This window comes from Bacillus sp. PK6-16 (genome assembly GCF_056530295.1).
In genome coordinates this window covers 4557884-4572500 of sequence record NZ_CP096511.1, presented here as the reverse complement: position 1 = coordinate 4572500, position 14617 = coordinate 4557884, and the positions used below count along the sequence as shown (strand labels likewise).

The window sequence follows — 14617 nt, the reverse complement described above, 5'->3', positions numbered from 1 at the left end:
GCGAGATAAAAGGTGCCTGTACCGCAAACCGACACAGGTAGGCGAGGAGAGAATCCTAAGGTGTGCGAGAGAACTCTGGTTAAGGAACTCGGCAAAATGACCCCGTAACTTCGGGAGAAGGGGTGCTTTCTTAACGGAAAGCCGCAGTGAATAGGCCCAAGCGACTGTTTAGCAAAAACACAGCTCTCTGCGAAGCCGTAAGGCGAAGTATAGGGGGTGACACCTGCCCGGTGCTGGAAGGTTAAGGAGAGGGGTTAGCGTAAGCGAAGCTCTGAACTGAAGCCCCAGTAAACGGCGGCCGTAACTATAACGGTCCTAAGGTAGCGAAATTCCTTGTCGGGTAAGTTCCGACCCGCACGAAAGGTGTAACGATTTGGGCACTGTCTCAACCAGAGACTCGGTGAAATTATAGTACCTGTGAAGATGCAGGTTACCCGCGACAGGACGGAAAGACCCCGTGGAGCTTTACTGTAGCCTGATATTGAATTTTGGTACAGTTTGTACAGGATAGGCGGGAGCCATTGAAACCGGAGCGCTAGCTTCGGTGGAGGCGCTGGTGGGATACCGCCCTGACTGTATTGAAATTCTAACCTACGGGTCTTATCGACCCGGGAGACAGTGTCAGGTGGGCAGTTTGACTGGGGCGGTCGCCTCCTAAAGTGTAACGGAGGCGCCCAAAGGTTCCCTCAGAATGGTTGGAAATCATTCGTAGAGTGCAAAGGCATAAGGGAGCTTGACTGCGAGACCTACAAGTCGAGCAGGGACGAAAGTCGGGCTTAGTGATCCGGTGGTTCCGCATGGAAGGGCCATCGCTCAACGGATAAAAGCTACCCCGGGGATAACAGGCTTATCTCCCCCAAGAGTCCACATCGACGGGGAGGTTTGGCACCTCGATGTCGGCTCATCGCATCCTGGGGCTGTAGTCGGTCCCAAGGGTTGGGCTGTTCGCCCATTAAAGCGGTACGCGAGCTGGGTTCAGAACGTCGTGAGACAGTTCGGTCCCTATCCGTCGTGGGCGTAGGAAATTTGAGAGGAGCTGTCCTTAGTACGAGAGGACCGGGATGGACGCACCGCTGGTGTACCAGTTGTTCTGCCAAGGGCATAGCTGGGTAGCTATGTGCGGAAGGGATAAGTGCTGAAAGCATCTAAGCATGAAGCCCCCCTCAAGATGAGATTTCCCATAGCGTAAGCTAGTAAGATCCCTGAAAGATGATCAGGTTGATAGGTTCGAGGTGGAAGCATGGTGACATGTGGAGCTGACGAATACTAATAGATCGAGGACTTAACCATATAATATGTAGCAAATGTTATCTAGTTTTGAAAGAATATAAAAAACTTATTGACTTTCGAGGTCAAATGAGTTAAAATGATTCTTGTCTTAAATGAATACAGTCTGGTAATGATGGCAGAGAGGTCACACCCGTTCCCATACCGAACACGGAAGTTAAGCTCTCTAGCGCCGATGGTAGTTGGGACCTTGTCCCTGTGAGAGTAGGACGTTGCCAGGCAAAATGGAGGATTAGCTCAGCTGGGAGAGCACCTGCCTTACAAGCAGGGGGTCGGCGGTTCGATCCCGTCATCCTCCACCATATATGTCGGAGGGGTAGCGAAGTGGCTAAACGCGGCGGACTGTAAATCCGCTCCTTCGGGTTCGGCAGTTCGAATCTGCCCCCCTCCACCATTCTTAATTAATGGGCTATAGCCAAGCGGTAAGGCAACGGACTTTGACTCCGTCATGCGCTGGTTCGAATCCAGCTAGCCCAGCCATTAAGAGCCATTAGCTCAGTTGGTAGAGCATCTGACTTTTAATCAGAGGGTCGAAGGTTCGAGTCCTTCATGGCTCACCATTTTAATGAAATATGCGGGTGTGGCGGAATTGGCAGACGCACTAGACTTAGGATCTAGCGCCTTTGGCGTGGGGGTTCGACTCCCTTCACCCGCACTTTTAATAAAATAACTCATACATGTCTTGCGGAAGTAGTTCAGTGGTAGAATACAACCTTGCCAAGGTTGGGGTCGCGGGTTCGAATCCCGTCTTCCGCTCCAATTTTCAATATGACATGCCGGGGTGGCGGAACAGGCAGACGCACAGGACTTAAAATCCTGCGGTGGGTGACCACCGTGCGGGTTCGACCCCCGCCCTCGGCACCATATGCGCCCGTAGCTCAATTGGATAGAGCGTTTGACTACGGATCAAGAGGTTAGGGGTTCGACTCCTCTCGGGCGCGCTTTTATTAACGGGAAGTGGCTCAGCTTGGTAGAGCACCTGGTTTGGGACCAGGGGGTCGCAGGTTCAAATCCTGTCTTCCCGATATTCCCAAAAAACATGGGGCCTTAGCTCAGCTGGGAGAGCGCCTGCCTTGCACGCAGGAGGTCAGCGGTTCGATCCCGCTAGGCTCCACTTTATTTAATATATGTCTCGGAGGTATACCCAAGTTCGGCTGAAGGGATCGGTCTTGAAAACCGACAGGCGGTGAGAATCGCGCGGGGGTTCGAATCCCTCTACCTCCTCCATTTTTTCTTTAATGGTGTAGACATATAATAATAAAATATTTATTTTTTCCTTTATGGAGGTATACCCAAGTTCGGCTGAAGGGATCGGTCTTGAAAACCGACAGGCGGCGAGAGTCGCGCGGGGGTTCGAATCCCTCTACCTCCTCCATTTTTTAAAATTTTATATTGTCGCGGGGTGGAGCAGCACGGTAGCTCGTCGGGCTCATAACCCGAAGGTCGCAGGTTCAAATCCTGTCCCCGCAACCAAATGGTCCCGTGGTGTAGTGGTTAACATGCCTGCCTGTCACGCAGGAGATCGCCGGTTCGACCCCGGTCGGGACCGCCATTTATGTTGGCTCGGTAGCTCAGTCGGTAGAGCAGAGGACTGAAAATCCTCGTGTCGGCGGTTCGATTCCGTCCCGAGCCACCATTTTTTTATGCCGGCTTAGCTCAATTGGTAGAGCAACTGACTTGTAATCAGTAGGTTGGGGGTTCAAGTCCTCTAGCCGGCATCATTTAGGGGCATAGTTTAAAGGTAGAACTGAGGTCTCCAAAACCTCCAGTGTGGGTTCGATTCCTACTGCCCCTGTAAAGTATATGGGCCTATAGCTCAGCTGGTTAGAGCGCACGCCTGATAAGCGTGAGGTCGATGGTTCGAGTCCATTTAGGCCCACCATATATTATTCCGCAGTAGCTCAGTGGTAGAGCTATCGGCTGTTAACCGATCGGTCGTAGGTTCGAGTCCTACCTGCGGAGCCATGGCCCGTTGGTCAAGTGGTTAAGACACCGCCCTTTCACGGCGGTAACACGGGTTCGAATCCCGTACGGGTCATACAAAAAGAGTCAGCATTATGCTGGCTCTTTTTTATTTTGTTAATCCTTTTTATTACGTTACTTTCCAGAAATAAATAAAGGAATTTTGGAAAAGCTATGGTATGTATAAAAAGGAGGAAATAATAATGACACGAGTGAGAGACTTAATGAGTACCCATATTGTACATTGTACACCGCTAGACAATGTATATGAGGCAGCTGTAAAAATGAAGGAAGAATCGGTTGGATTAATTCCTGTTGTTGAAAATGAGCAAGTTGTTGGGCTTGTTACTGATCGTGATTTAGTCGTTCGAGGGATTGCTGAAAAACATCCTGGATCTAATAAGATTACAAATGTAATGACAACAAATATTATCTCAGTTTCTCCAAATGATTCTATTGAAAAAGCTACAGAGCTAATGGCACAGCATCAAATTAGACGATTACCAGTAGTTGATAGTGGTCAACTTATTGGCATGTTAGCACTAGGAGATTTAGCTATAAGGGAATCAGCAGATGATCAAGCTGGATTTGCCTTGAGCGAAATCTCAGAGCGTACAGAGTAAATTGAAGCTTTCATTAACCGAGAGTTTAATGGTCACTCATAAAGAGCTAAATTATATATAAATTTCAGATACATTATTCTAGTATATATGGATTAAACTAATATGTTAGCGTGATGTATCTGAGACATTATATAATAAGTATGTGGTTAATAATTTCGACATTTTTTTAAAATTTGTTATTCTTAATTTTTAATAAGAGAAAAGATGATATACTGATAGATATAAGTATTATGAGAGATTTTGAATATAACAATATTAATTTTTAGTGGTGCGATAATAAATTAATATTTCCTACATAGATGAAAAGGGAAGGGGAATTATATGAAGGCTGTACAGGGCGATCCAAATTGGAATTTGGTTACAGATACATATATAGAACCAAATAATTTCGCTGAATTATTTTCTTTGCTTGTACCTTGTCACCCAAAAGGTGAGGGGAAAGAACGAACTATATTAGTATGGAAAGAGAAAGAATTTTATAAAGAAGAAAATTTAGCGGCATTTATCGTATATGGCATGAATAAAGCAAAGAAATTACCGCAGTTTCATAAAGATGAAATTCCAACTTTAGTGCGTATTCTTCGCTTATGCCAAGAGATTGGTTGGTATGAAGAGGCAAATGATTTTATGATAGCGCAAGGATTAGCTGAGTTTGTTCATACTTCATTGGAATATGAAACATGGGATCTTTTGACGCAATCAGTTGCTTTAAATTATTTAATTATTAAATATCGTATAGGTGAATTGACAGATAGGGATATTGAAATTTGGGATAGAGTTAAATTTAATGAGAAGTGTATAACCGATTGTAAACATTTATTATCTCATAAAGAAGTATTGGAATTTACATTCTTTTATATGTGCAAGAGAGCGAAATCATTATCAAAAGAGCAATTAAATAGTGATATGATGAGTTTAGCAATGTATTGTAATACTTTTGTATATGATTTGTATACACATGATTTATTACGGAAATATCGTAAGTGTACAGATTTCCTATCATATTATGGACCTAGTCAGGCAGTTTTAGCATGTCAAAGAGCTGTATTATCTCAAATTTCCGATCGCTTAGACCCATTAAAGACAACGCATGTAGATGATTATTTATATGTGATGAAAGAAATGATGGAGCATATGACGATAGGAGTAATGGATCGATATGGTCATTTTATTGGAAAGCTACTATCTTATGTGCCATTTTTCGAAATGATACAAGTTCCACAGCATGCATATTATTGTGAAGAATTACTGTATATTTGTAAGGGCATTGAATATAAAGAAGAAACACTACGCAATTATATATTTATACAATTACATGATTGTTTACCATCATTCTTTAGGCTATTTCTTAAAAATAAGCGTTACGCAACGATTCATGATATTCTTTTCTATTGGTGCGATGACGAACAACGAATGAGCTTAGAGAAAAAATATAATCTGAGCTTTATTTATGAAAAATATGCTTGTGGATAAACAATATTTTCGATATGAAAAATTAATATAAATTAAAAAGGATCTCCAGTTTATGTGAGATCCTTTTTTGTTAGTAAAACAAGGAGAAAGTGATTAAGACAAGAAACAACATTCCATATAGGAGAAGTTGTGCAGTATAACTTCCTTGTATACCAAAAAAAGTATTGGCTTTCTTATACAAATTCAATATGTATTTTATTGGAGTATCTTTGAAAGATTGGTACACAGTGTCTCCTCTTTCTAAGCTTCTTGTTTTTGTTTTTGGTTATAAGGGACATTAATATATCTAGCTACAAATAATAAAACAGCCATAAAGAATACTGGAAATACAGTAGATAAATAAAAGCCATTACTAATTATATTTGTTATGAGAGCACTCAAAAGAAAAATAGCATTATAAATATGGGCAATTTTTTGTTTTAGTTGCACTTGAAATGATTCCATCATAATTTCTAATGCAACAAAAGCAATAATAATAGATAAAAATACAATGTTTGTATTGTAAATGATTAAACAACAGATTAAACCTAAAAAGGCTACGTATTCAATTATAAGAGGTATATTGCGTGGCATACAATTTACCTAACTAAATATGGCAGTGGATTTACTGCATTTGTTTTTTCAAAATTCCATTCTCCATTATGTAATTCAAAATGAAGATGTTGCCCGTATGAATGACCTGTGTTTCCCATATGACCTATTAATTGTCCAGTTTGTACTTGATCACCAGCTTGTACAGTGCGATCCTTCATATGAGCATAAACAGTTGTATATAATTTCCCATTGATTTGATGCGCAATGAAAACAACATTGCCATAGCTAGCTGAATAATAAGATTTCACAACTTTACCTGCAGCAGCAGCTTGGATAGAGACGTTTCCTGGAGCGGCAATATCTATACCATAATGCATTTGTTCCCAGCGTATATCAAAGGTTGAGCTAATTCTTCCTTGAGCGGGGAATTTGAAAGCAGCTGGAATTGATGAAGGCTGATCTGTTTTAGCTTGTGGTTGATTTTGTACTACATAGTGTTTTGCTACATATCCGTATCCTGTGCCAAAACGAATTTTATACCAAGTACCTACAGTTTCTACTACTTGTACTTGTGTACCGTTTTGTAATGAACCGAGTAGAGCGCTACTTGTACTAGCGGTGCTACGTACATTTAGATTAGGTGTTGCAACAGTATATTTTGTATTATTTTGAACGGTGATTCCTTTTACTAAGGGTTGTGAACCATTAGAGATGAATGCTTTTTGTACGTAACCTGTTTGGCCATTATGTGATATTTTATACCATTCGCCTTGATCTTCTTGAACGGTAATAAACTTACCATTTGGTAATACATCTAAAATGGAAGATTCTAAATTAGGTTCAGAGCGAACGTTTAATGCATTAGCATTAACGATGTATTGATCATTAGATTGAAGTTTGTTTTTTAGTAAAATAGCATCTTTTTGTACATAACCTACTTTATTATGAACAGATACTTTATACCAACCATTAGTTGTTTCAAGGATGTTCACTTTTGTATTAAAGCGAATTGTATCAATTGATGTGCTTTTTACGTTATCTTCTGTATGTAATGCTACTTGATTGACTTTGACATACCCAGTTTTAATATTAGATAATTGTTCAGCGTTTGCTTTTTGTACATTTGTTTCACCCATAGAAGGAAGTAAAGAAGCAATCGCTACAGTAGTTGCTGTTAAAGCAGTAGCTTTCATATTCATGGAATAGAGACCTCCTCTAGTTGTATAGTTGTAATTTTATTATAGTATAAAGATATGATATAGTGGGGGTATTCACATAAATGTAATATGAAATCAATATAAAAATAAATTTTTTGAGGATAATGATTCCTTTTTATACAATTAATCGGGGTTTTATTTTCTAAAATAGAATGTATGTATTATATAATTTTGATATTATGTTGATAATTAAGAAAATTAAAAAAGTTGATGATGTCTTATTAGGGTGTTATACTAACAGTGATAATTTTATAGTTTGCTAGGAGAGCTGGTGTTGCCAGCTGAGAGTAGGCCGTAAGCCTTTGATCCTTTTTATTACCTGATCTAGATTATGCTAGCGTAGGGAAGCAATTCGGACACTAACAATGAGTCCCCGTTTCTTTGCGTATAGAAACGGGGCTTTTTTATTTGAAAATTTCATATTGAAACCACTAGGGGTGCTTGACTTGCTGAGAGAGGAATAATCCTTAACCCTTACAACACCTGATCTAGGTAATACTAGCGAAGGGAAGTGGAACATCGAATAAATGTATAACTTTATTTGCTGTAACCACTTCTTATATATAGAAGTGGTTTTTTATTTAGATACATATATTGAAAGGGGATAGAGAAATGAAATTTTGCGATAGATTATTAGAAACTGTGCAACCGGTTTGGGAGATGAGTCATAATCATCCGTTTGTAGTGGGGATGGGAGATGGCACGTTAGAAAAAGATAAATTCCAGTATTATATTATTCAAGATTATTTATATCTGCTAGATTATGCAAAGTTATATGCGATTGGTGTTGTAAAAGCAACGAATCCACAAGTAATGGGAAAGTTCGCTGAACAAATTGATGGAATATTAAATGGCGAAATGACAATCCATAAACAATATGCAAAAAGACTTGGAATTTCTATAGAGGAGATAGAGTCTGCGAAACCATCTGCTAAAAATTTAGCTTATACAAATTACATGATGTCTGTATCTCAAAATGGCACACTTGCGGAATTAATAGCAGCGCTTCTTCCATGTATGTGGAGCTATTGGGAAATTGGAAAGCGTTTAAATGATATTCCTGGAGCAAGAGATCATGAGTTTTTTGGTGAGTGGATTCAAGGATATAGTTCGGAAGAATACGGTAATCTTTGTATTTGGTTAATAGATTTATTAAATGAAATGGCAGTTGGAAAGTCTGAGAAAGAACTAGAAAGATTAGAGGAGATCTTCTTATATTCCAGTCGATTTGAATATTTATTCTGGGATATGTCCTATCGTAAGGAGATGTGGGGATTTGAGGAGCAAGAACATACTACAGTTTCATAATGTTTCTTTTCATTACGATGAGAAACCAATCATCCATGAATTAAATGCTTCTATACATGAGAAAGAGTTTGTCAGTATTATCGGACCGAGTGGATGTGGGAAAAGTACTTTATTTCGCCTTATTACAGGTCTAGAAAAGGTAAGTATTGGACAGATAGAACTGACAGAAACAAAGCACCATCCTGTAGGATATATGCCGCAAAAAGATATGCTTTTGCCGTGGAGAACAATTATTGAGAATGCTGCCCTGCCGTTAGAGTGCCAAGGTGTACAGAAGAAAGAAGCAGAAGTAAAGGCAAAGGAACTGTTACATAAATTTGGTTTGCAAGGGTATGAGACAAAATATCCGAAAGATTTATCTGGTGGTATGAGACAACGTGTATCTTTTATTCGAACTTTATTAACAGGCGGGGAGATATTGCTGTTAGATGAACCGTTTAGTGCGTTGGATGCTTTAACGAAGACCTCTTTGCAAGAATGGTTGTTTGAACAATGGCAAGAGTGGGAAAAAACAATTTTATTCATTACTCATGATGTTGAAGAAGCGTTATTTCTTTCAAACCGAGTTCTAGTAGTGGAACAGCAGCCGATAACGACTTTGACTGAACGGACTGTACCGCTTGATCATAACAGAACACGAAAAGATTTATATAAACCGGAAGTATTAGCGCTAAAAGATGAGCTTCTTAGTATGTTACAAAGGCAGGTACTTGTGTGATGAACCGATTGAAAGAATTAGTTCCTGCTATTACACTTTCTAGTATTTTACTAGCTGTGTGGGAAATAGGAGCAAGAATTGTAGATGAGATGTACATTTTACCGTCACCTTCTGCGATTTTAATGAAGATATGGAAACTAAAAGACATATTATTTACAGTTCATTTACCTGCAACGTTATACGTCGTTTTAATAGGTGTTGTTATCTCTATCGTATTAGGTGTAGGGCTAGCGATGTTAATGAATGCGAGTACATGGATGGAGAGAGCATTTTATCCATTATTAGTTGCTTCACAAACGATTCCGATTACTGCGCTTGCTCCGCTATTTGTTTTATGGTTTGGATATACAATTTGGAGTAAGGTTGTTGTCACAGTTTTAATTACGTTTTTCCCAATTGCGGTCAATACGTATGATGGACTGCGTAGTACGAAAAAAGAATGGGAGGAGCTCTTAGTTACATATGGAGCAACAAAAAGAGATATTTTTCTTAAATTAAAGTTGCCGTCTGCTCTTCCTTATTTTTTCTCAGCTTTAAAAATTGCAGTTCCGCTTAGTGTTATCGGAGCAGCAATTGGAGAATGGCTCGGTGCACAAGCTGGGCTTGGATATTTCAGTAAGAGAATGATGACGCAGTTAGATGGAGCTGGCGTATTTGCACCTATTGTATTGTTATCATTATTAGCTATTTTCTTCGTCGTAATTATTTCCATATTAGAAAAGAAATTCATTAGTTGGAGGAAGCATTCATGAAATTTTTAAAGCGCATCTTTGTGTTTACATTATTAATTGCAATAATTGCAGGATGTTCGAGTAATTCAGCATCAGACAAAAGTAAAAAAGAGAAAGAAATAACAGTCATGTTAGATTGGTATCCAAATGCGGTACATAGCTTTATCTATGCAGCAATTGAAAAAGGATACTTTAAAGAAGAAGGTGTAAAGGTAAATATTAAATTCCCTTCTAATCCGACTGATCCATTAACGCTGGCAGCAGCAGGGAAGGTGACAGTTGGCTTGTATTATCAGCCAGATGTTGTTATGGCGAGAGCGAATGAGCAAATTCCAGTGAAATCAATTGGGGCTGTCGTACGTTCACCATTAAATCATGTTGTATCACTGAAATCAGCGGGCATTCAATCACCGAAAGATTTAGAAGGAAAAACAGTAGGATACTCTGGAACACCATTAAGTGAGATGTATTTAAAAACGATGGTAAAAGAAGCTGGTGGTAATCCTGATACAGTGAAAGTAGTAGATGTTGGCTTTGATTTAGTACCAGCATTAATTACGAAGAAAGTAGATGCGGTAACAGGGGCATACATTAACCATGAAGTACCTGTTATGCGTCATGAAGGCCATGAACCAGCGTACTTTAATCCAGCTGATTACGGAGTACCAAACTATCATGAGCTTGTGTTTGTAACAGGTGATAAAACGTTGAAAAAAGATAAAGAGGCGTTGCAAGCTTTCTTACGTGGTACGAAAAAAGGCTATGATTTCATGAAGAAAAACCCAGATGAAGCATTGAATATTTTATTAAATCATCAAGAAAAAGAAAACTTCCCACTTGTGCCAGAAGTCGAAAAGGAAAGTATGAAAATTTTATTAGAGAAGATGGAAACGAAAGATGAGCCATTCTTATCAGATTCAAAAGAATCTTGGGAGAAACAAAATAAGTGGCTGAAGGACAAAGGAATGACGAAAGAAACCGTCCCAGCCGATGAATTATTCGAAAATATTTTAAAGTAGGCGAATGAATATGAAAAATGAGCTCCACGTAATCTCAAATGGCCATATGCCATTCGAAGAGTTAGTGAATGTAGCGATGCAAATTGAGAGTGAGATTGATTATTTGCATATTCGTGAGCGTGAGAAGAGTACGAAGGAATTATATGAAGGTGTGGAAAGTCTATTAATGGAGGGCTTTCCGGCTTCTAAAATTGTCATAAACGATCGAATTGATATTGCAATTTTATTAAATATTCCTCGTGTTCAACTAGGGTATCGAAGTACAGATGTAAAGTCAGTGAAAGAAAAGTTTTCGTATTTGCATGTCGGTTATTCTGTGCATTCGCTAGATGAAGCAATAGTAGCTTTTAAAAATGGAGCGGATTCACTCGTTTATGGCCATGTATTTCCGACAGATTGTAAAAAAGGTGTGCCAGCGAGAGGGCTTGAAGAAATTTCAGACATTGCAAGGTGTTTATCTATACCGATTACAGCAATTGGAGGAATTACCCCAGAAAACACAGTGGATGTTCTTACTAACGGTGTAAGCGGTATAGCAGTTATGTCTGGAATTGTAAGTAGTAGTAACCCGTATAGCAAAGCGAAATCTTATAAGGAATCAATAAGAAAGTGGGCGGAGAAACATGTGTGAGAAGTATGATGTAGCGATTATTGGTGGTGGTGTAATTGGTAGTTCAATTGCACATTTTCTAGCAGAAAGAGGACATAAAGTAGCGATTGTGGAGAAGCAAAGTATTGCATCGGAAGCTTCAAAAGCAGCTGCTGGTTTACTTGGTGTTCAGGCAGAATGGGATGCGTATGATCCGCTATTTGAACTTGCTAGAGAAAGCCGAGCTATATTTCCACAACTTGCAGCAGTTTTACGCGAAAAAACGGGTGTTGATATTGGATATGAAGAAAAAGGAATTTATCGTATTGCTCAAAATGAAGATGAGAAGGAAAGAATTCTTCACATTATGGATTGGCAGCAGAAAACAGGTGAAGATTCTTATTTTCTAACGGGAGACCATGTGCGGGAAAAAGAGCCATATCTATCCGAATCTATTATAGGAGCAGTATATTATCCGAAAGACGGTCATGTTATTGCACCAGAGCTTACGAAAGCATTCGCACATTCTGCAGCGATTTCCGGTGCTGATATATATGAACAGACAGAAGTATTTGATATCCGTATTGAAAATAATAAAGTGACTGGAGTTATTACAAGTGAAGGTATTGTCACATGTGAGAAAGTCGTTATTGCAGGAGGTTCATGGAGCACGAAGTTACTCAGTTATTTTCACCGCGATTGGGGTACATATCCAGTTAAAGGAGAAGTGGTTGCGGTAAGAAGTAGAAAACAACTTTTAAAAGCACCTATTTTTCAAGAAAGGTTTTACATTACTCCAAAGCGTGGTGGACGTTACGTAATTGGGGCAACAATGAAGCCACATACGTTCAATAAAACTGTGCAGCCAGAAAGTATAACTTCTATATTAGAGCGTGCTTATACAATATTGCCAGCTTTAAAAGAAGCAGAATGGGAAAGCACGTGGGCAGGATTAAGACCACAATCGAATCATGAAGCTCCTTATATGGGAGAGCATGAAGAAATAAAAGGTTTATATGCTTGCACGGGCCATTATCGAAACGGTATTTTATTAAGTCCTATTTCTGGCCAATATATGGCTGATTTAATAGAAGGAAAGCAAGAGAATCATTTGCTAGATTCATTGCTTTCTAGAAGAGTTTAGAAAGGGGATGGAAGTTTGAATTTAAAAATTAATGGTAACCAAATTGAAGTGCCAGCGAGTGTAAAAACAGTAGCTGAGCTACTTACACATTTAGAGCTAGATAACAGAATTGTTGTAGTAGAGCGTAATAAAGATATTTTACAAAAAGATGATCATACAGATACATCTGTTTTTGATGGAGACCAAATTGAGATTGTAACTTTCGTAGGAGGCGGTTGATTATGTTAAACATTGGACCATTTTCATTTCATTCTAGACTTTTATTAGGAACAGGTAAATTCCCTGATTTTGACGTACAGCAAAAGGCAATTGACGTTTCTGAAGCTGAAATTTTAACGTTTGCAGTACGTCGTATGGATATCTTTGATGCAAAGCAACCTAATTTATTAGAGAAACTTGATGTGAAAAAATATACGTTATTACCAAATACAGCAGGAGCAAAAAACGCTGAAGAGGCTGTTCGTATTGCAAAATTAGCAAAAGCTTCTGGGCTTTGTGACATGATAAAGGTAGAAGTTATTGGTGATGATAGAACGCTATTACCTGATCCGGTAGAAACGTTAAAGGCATCTGAAATGTTACTGGAAGAAGGATTTATCGTACTTCCGTATACATCTGATGATGTTGTATTAGCACGTAAATTACAAGAGCTTGGCGTGCATGCGATTATGCCAGGAGCATCTCCAATCGGATCAGGACTTGGTATTGTAAATCCATTAAATTTGAGCTTCATTATTGAACAAGCGACAGTACCAGTTATCGTTGATGCCGGTATTGGTAGCCCAGCTGATGCGGCATTTGCAATGGAATTAGGAGCAGATGGCGTGTTATTAAATACAGCTGTATCAGGAGCAAAAGATCCTATTAAAATGGCACAAGCAATGAAATTAAGTATTGAAGCAGGCCGTTTAGGATTTGAAGCAGGTCGTATTGCACGTAAACGTTGTGCAACTGCAAGTAGTCCTTTAGAAGGAATGAGCGTAGTTGAATAATCGATATTCTCGCCAAGAACTATTTTCTCCAATTGGAGAAGAAGGACAGCAAAAGATAAGAGAAAAGCATGTGCTTATTATCGGTGCAGGTGCATTAGGTAGTGCAAATGCAGAGATGTTTGTAAGAGCAGGTGTTGGCAAGATAACAATTGTTGACCGTGATTATGTAGATTGGAGTAATTTACAAAGACAACAATTGTATGCAGAGAGCGACGTAAAGAATAATCTTCCAAAAGCTATAGCGGCTAAAAAACGTTTAGAAGAGATTAATAGTGATGTAACAATAGAAGCTCTCGTTCAAGATGTAACAGCTGAAGAGCTAGAAGAACTTGTTATAAATGTTGATGTAATTATTGATGCGACTGATAATTTCGAAACGCGCTTTATTGTAAATGATATATCACAAAAATATTCTATTCCATGGATTTACGGTGCATGTGTAGGTAGTTACGGTCTTTCTTACACAATCCTTCCTAGTAAAACACCATGTTTATCATGTTTATTACAGTCGATTCCGCTTGGCGGGGCAACATGTGATACAGTGGGTATTATATCACCTGCTGTATCTCTTGTCGTTTCTCATCAAGTAACAGAAGCTCTTAAACTGTTAGTAGAAGATTACGAATCACTTCGAGATGGGCTGGTATCGTTTGATATGTGGAAGAATGAGTATTCATGTATGAATGTACAAAAACTTCGCCAGCATAATTGTCCTTCATGCGGAGAGAATGCATTATATCCGTATTTAAATAAAGAAAACACATCAAAAACAGCAGTTTTATGCGGGCGAAATACAGTTCAAATTAGACCACCTCATAAAGATGAAATGAATTTTGAACAATATAAAGAGTTGTTGGAAGGTCGTGTAAATGATTTAAATATAAATCCATATTTACTATCATTTTCTGTTGAAGACAAGAGGTTAGTAGCCTTTAAAGATGGCCGTGTGCTCGTACATGGAACGAAAGATATAAGCGAAGCAAAAACGATTTATCATCGCTATTTTGGATAGAAAAGGAT

At 38.9% G+C, this 14617-nt stretch carries 13 protein-coding genes, 20 tRNA genes, 2 rRNA genes and 2 riboswitches (1 of these 37 only partly in view); of the genes, 33 read left to right on the top strand and 2 right to left on the bottom strand.

Annotation, left to right across the window (positions count from 1 at the left end; translation table 11 throughout):
* From M1D66_RS23600 to M1D66_RS23485, 24 genes are all read left to right on the top strand, one after another.
* Positions 1–1290 (top strand): 23S ribosomal RNA (locus M1D66_RS23600) (it extends 1632 nt beyond the left edge of the window).
* 102 nt (positions 1291–1392) lie between these two features.
* Positions 1393–1508, top strand: a 5S ribosomal RNA gene (gene rrf, locus M1D66_RS23595).
* A 5-nt stretch (positions 1509–1513) separates the two neighbouring features.
* Positions 1514–1589, top strand: a tRNA-Val gene (locus M1D66_RS23590).
* Between the two features lie 8 nt (positions 1590–1597).
* A tRNA-Tyr gene (locus M1D66_RS23585) sits at positions 1598–1681 on the top strand.
* Positions 1682–1692: 11 nt separating this feature from the next.
* Positions 1693–1767, top strand: a tRNA-Gln gene (locus M1D66_RS23580).
* 4 nt (positions 1768–1771) lie between these two features.
* Positions 1772–1847: transfer RNA gene (locus tag M1D66_RS23575), tRNA-Lys, on the top strand.
* A 14-nt stretch (positions 1848–1861) separates the two neighbouring features.
* Positions 1862–1942: transfer RNA gene (locus M1D66_RS23570), tRNA-Leu, on the top strand.
* 29 nt (positions 1943–1971) lie between these two features.
* Positions 1972–2046: transfer RNA gene (locus M1D66_RS23565), tRNA-Gly, on the top strand.
* Positions 2047–2062: 16 nt separating this feature from the next.
* A tRNA-Leu gene (locus M1D66_RS23560) sits at positions 2063–2151 on the top strand.
* Positions 2152–2154: 3 nt separating this feature from the next.
* Positions 2155–2228, top strand: a tRNA-Arg gene (locus M1D66_RS23555).
* A gap of 10 nt (positions 2229–2238) precedes the next feature.
* Positions 2239–2312 (top strand) — tRNA-Pro (locus M1D66_RS23550).
* 16 nt (positions 2313–2328) lie between these two features.
* Positions 2329–2401: transfer RNA gene (locus M1D66_RS23545), tRNA-Ala, on the top strand.
* A gap of 20 nt (positions 2402–2421) precedes the next feature.
* Positions 2422–2514 (top strand) — tRNA-Ser (locus tag M1D66_RS23540).
* A gap of 55 nt (positions 2515–2569) precedes the next feature.
* Positions 2570–2662 (top strand) — tRNA-Ser (locus M1D66_RS23535).
* Between the two features lie 21 nt (positions 2663–2683).
* Positions 2684–2760, top strand: a tRNA-Met gene (locus tag M1D66_RS23530).
* Between the two features lie 3 nt (positions 2761–2763).
* Positions 2764–2839 (top strand) — tRNA-Asp (locus tag M1D66_RS23525).
* An 8-nt stretch (positions 2840–2847) separates the two neighbouring features.
* A tRNA-Phe gene (locus tag M1D66_RS23520) sits at positions 2848–2923 on the top strand.
* A gap of 9 nt (positions 2924–2932) precedes the next feature.
* Positions 2933–3005: transfer RNA gene (locus M1D66_RS23515), tRNA-Thr, on the top strand.
* A gap of 6 nt (positions 3006–3011) precedes the next feature.
* Positions 3012–3082 (top strand) — tRNA-Trp (locus M1D66_RS23510).
* 10 nt (positions 3083–3092) lie between these two features.
* Positions 3093–3169, top strand: a tRNA-Ile gene (locus M1D66_RS23505).
* Between the two features lie 8 nt (positions 3170–3177).
* A tRNA-Asn gene (locus M1D66_RS23500) sits at positions 3178–3252 on the top strand.
* Position 3253: 1 nt separating this feature from the next.
* Positions 3254–3325 (top strand) — tRNA-Glu (locus M1D66_RS23495).
* Between the two features lie 127 nt (positions 3326–3452).
* Positions 3453–3872, top strand: coding sequence for a CBS domain-containing protein (locus M1D66_RS23490; RefSeq protein WP_000199011.1), 420 nt, complete (start codon positions 3453–3455; stop codon positions 3870–3872).
* Positions 3873–4193: 321 nt separating this feature from the next.
* Positions 4194–5345: a DUF3965 domain-containing protein gene (locus M1D66_RS23485; RefSeq protein WP_000648912.1), complete on the top strand. Its 1152-nt coding sequence runs from the start codon at positions 4194–4196 to the stop codon at positions 5343–5345.
* Between the two features lie 240 nt (positions 5346–5585).
* Here M1D66_RS23485 and M1D66_RS23480 read toward each other — a convergent pair whose 3' ends face one another.
* The gene (locus M1D66_RS23480) at positions 5586–5918 is read right to left on the bottom strand and encodes a hypothetical protein (RefSeq protein WP_001137823.1); all 333 of its coding nucleotides are present in this window, start codon (positions 5916–5918) and stop codon (positions 5586–5588) included.
* A gap of 5 nt (positions 5919–5923) precedes the next feature.
* The gene (locus tag M1D66_RS23475) at positions 5924–7078 is read right to left on the bottom strand and encodes an SH3 domain-containing protein (RefSeq protein WP_086385337.1); all 1155 of its coding nucleotides are present in this window, start codon (positions 7076–7078) and stop codon (positions 5924–5926) included.
* A gap of 269 nt (positions 7079–7347) precedes the next feature.
* A riboswitch (TPP riboswitch) is annotated at positions 7348–7459 on the top strand.
* A gap of 60 nt (positions 7460–7519) precedes the next feature.
* Positions 7520–7623: riboswitch (TPP riboswitch) on the top strand.
* 85 nt (positions 7624–7708) lie between these two features.
* On the opposite strand from M1D66_RS23475, the gene tenA reads away from it, so the two are divergent.
* Genes tenA through M1D66_RS23430 form a run of 9 tightly spaced genes read left to right on the top strand, consistent with a single transcriptional unit; the run spans position 7709 to position 14609 of the window.
* Positions 7709–8404, top strand: coding sequence for a thiaminase II (gene tenA / locus M1D66_RS23470; protein ID WP_000666827.1), 696 nt, complete (start codon positions 7709–7711; stop codon positions 8402–8404).
* Entirely contained in the window at positions 8373–9122 is a 750-nt protein-coding gene (locus M1D66_RS23465; protein WP_086385338.1) for an ABC transporter ATP-binding protein, read from the top strand. Before tenA ends, M1D66_RS23465 begins: the two co-directional genes overlap by 32 nt.
* A complete protein-coding gene (locus M1D66_RS23460; protein ID WP_001080853.1) occupies positions 9122–9874 on the top strand; it encodes an ABC transporter permease in 753 nt (250 codons plus the stop codon). The genes M1D66_RS23465 and M1D66_RS23460 overlap by 1 nt, the downstream gene beginning before the upstream one ends.
* A complete protein-coding gene (locus M1D66_RS23455; RefSeq protein WP_000670416.1) occupies positions 9871–10872 on the top strand; it encodes an ABC transporter substrate-binding protein in 1002 nt (333 codons plus the stop codon). The genes M1D66_RS23460 and M1D66_RS23455 overlap by 4 nt, the downstream gene beginning before the upstream one ends.
* Before the next feature lie 10 nt (positions 10873–10882).
* A complete protein-coding gene (tenI, locus tag M1D66_RS23450) occupies positions 10883–11503 on the top strand; it encodes a thiazole tautomerase TenI (protein ID WP_000787170.1) in 621 nt (206 codons plus the stop codon).
* Complete coding sequence (gene thiO, locus M1D66_RS23445; RefSeq protein WP_000333287.1) at positions 11496–12605, top strand: glycine oxidase ThiO; 1110 nt, start codon at positions 11496–11498, stop codon at positions 12603–12605. Before tenI ends, thiO begins: the two co-directional genes overlap by 8 nt.
* A gap of 15 nt (positions 12606–12620) precedes the next feature.
* A complete protein-coding gene (gene thiS, locus M1D66_RS23440; RefSeq protein ID WP_001049502.1) occupies positions 12621–12824 on the top strand; it encodes a sulfur carrier protein ThiS in 204 nt (67 codons plus the stop codon).
* A gap of 2 nt (positions 12825–12826) precedes the next feature.
* The gene (thiG, locus tag M1D66_RS23435) at positions 12827–13597 is read left to right on the top strand and encodes a thiazole synthase (RefSeq protein WP_000931981.1); all 771 of its coding nucleotides are present in this window, start codon (positions 12827–12829) and stop codon (positions 13595–13597) included.
* On the top strand, positions 13590–14609 hold the full coding sequence (locus M1D66_RS23430; protein ID WP_242554864.1) for a thiazole biosynthesis adenylyltransferase ThiF: 1020 nt from the start codon (positions 13590–13592) through the stop codon (positions 14607–14609). Before thiG ends, M1D66_RS23430 begins: the two co-directional genes overlap by 8 nt.
* Positions 14610–14617 lie beyond the last annotated feature (8 nt).

Bases quoted from the DNA above. Each gene is read 5' to 3' on its own strand.
- M1D66_RS23490 (WP_000199011.1), top strand. From the start codon at position 3,453: ATGACACGAGTGAGAGACTTAATGAGTACCCATATTGTACATTGTACA.
- M1D66_RS23485 (WP_000648912.1), top strand. From the start codon at position 4,194: ATGAAGGCTGTACAGGGCGATCCAAATTGGAATTTGGTTACAGATACA.
- M1D66_RS23480 (WP_001137823.1), bottom strand. From the start codon at position 5,918: ATGCCACGCAATATACCTCTTATAATTGAATACGTAGCCTTTTTAGGT.
- M1D66_RS23475 (WP_086385337.1), bottom strand. From the start codon at position 7,078: ATGAATATGAAAGCTACTGCTTTAACAGCAACTACTGTAGCGATTGCT.
- tenA (WP_000666827.1), top strand. From the start codon at position 7,709: ATGAAATTTTGCGATAGATTATTAGAAACTGTGCAACCGGTTTGGGAG.
- M1D66_RS23460 (WP_001080853.1), top strand. From the start codon at position 9,122: ATGAACCGATTGAAAGAATTAGTTCCTGCTATTACACTTTCTAGTATT.
- M1D66_RS23455 (WP_000670416.1), top strand. From the start codon at position 9,871: ATGAAATTTTTAAAGCGCATCTTTGTGTTTACATTATTAATTGCAATA.
- tenI (WP_000787170.1), top strand. From the start codon at position 10,883: ATGAAAAATGAGCTCCACGTAATCTCAAATGGCCATATGCCATTCGAA.
- thiO (WP_000333287.1), top strand. From the start codon at position 11,496: ATGTGTGAGAAGTATGATGTAGCGATTATTGGTGGTGGTGTAATTGGT.
- thiG (WP_000931981.1), top strand. From the start codon at position 12,827: ATGTTAAACATTGGACCATTTTCATTTCATTCTAGACTTTTATTAGGA.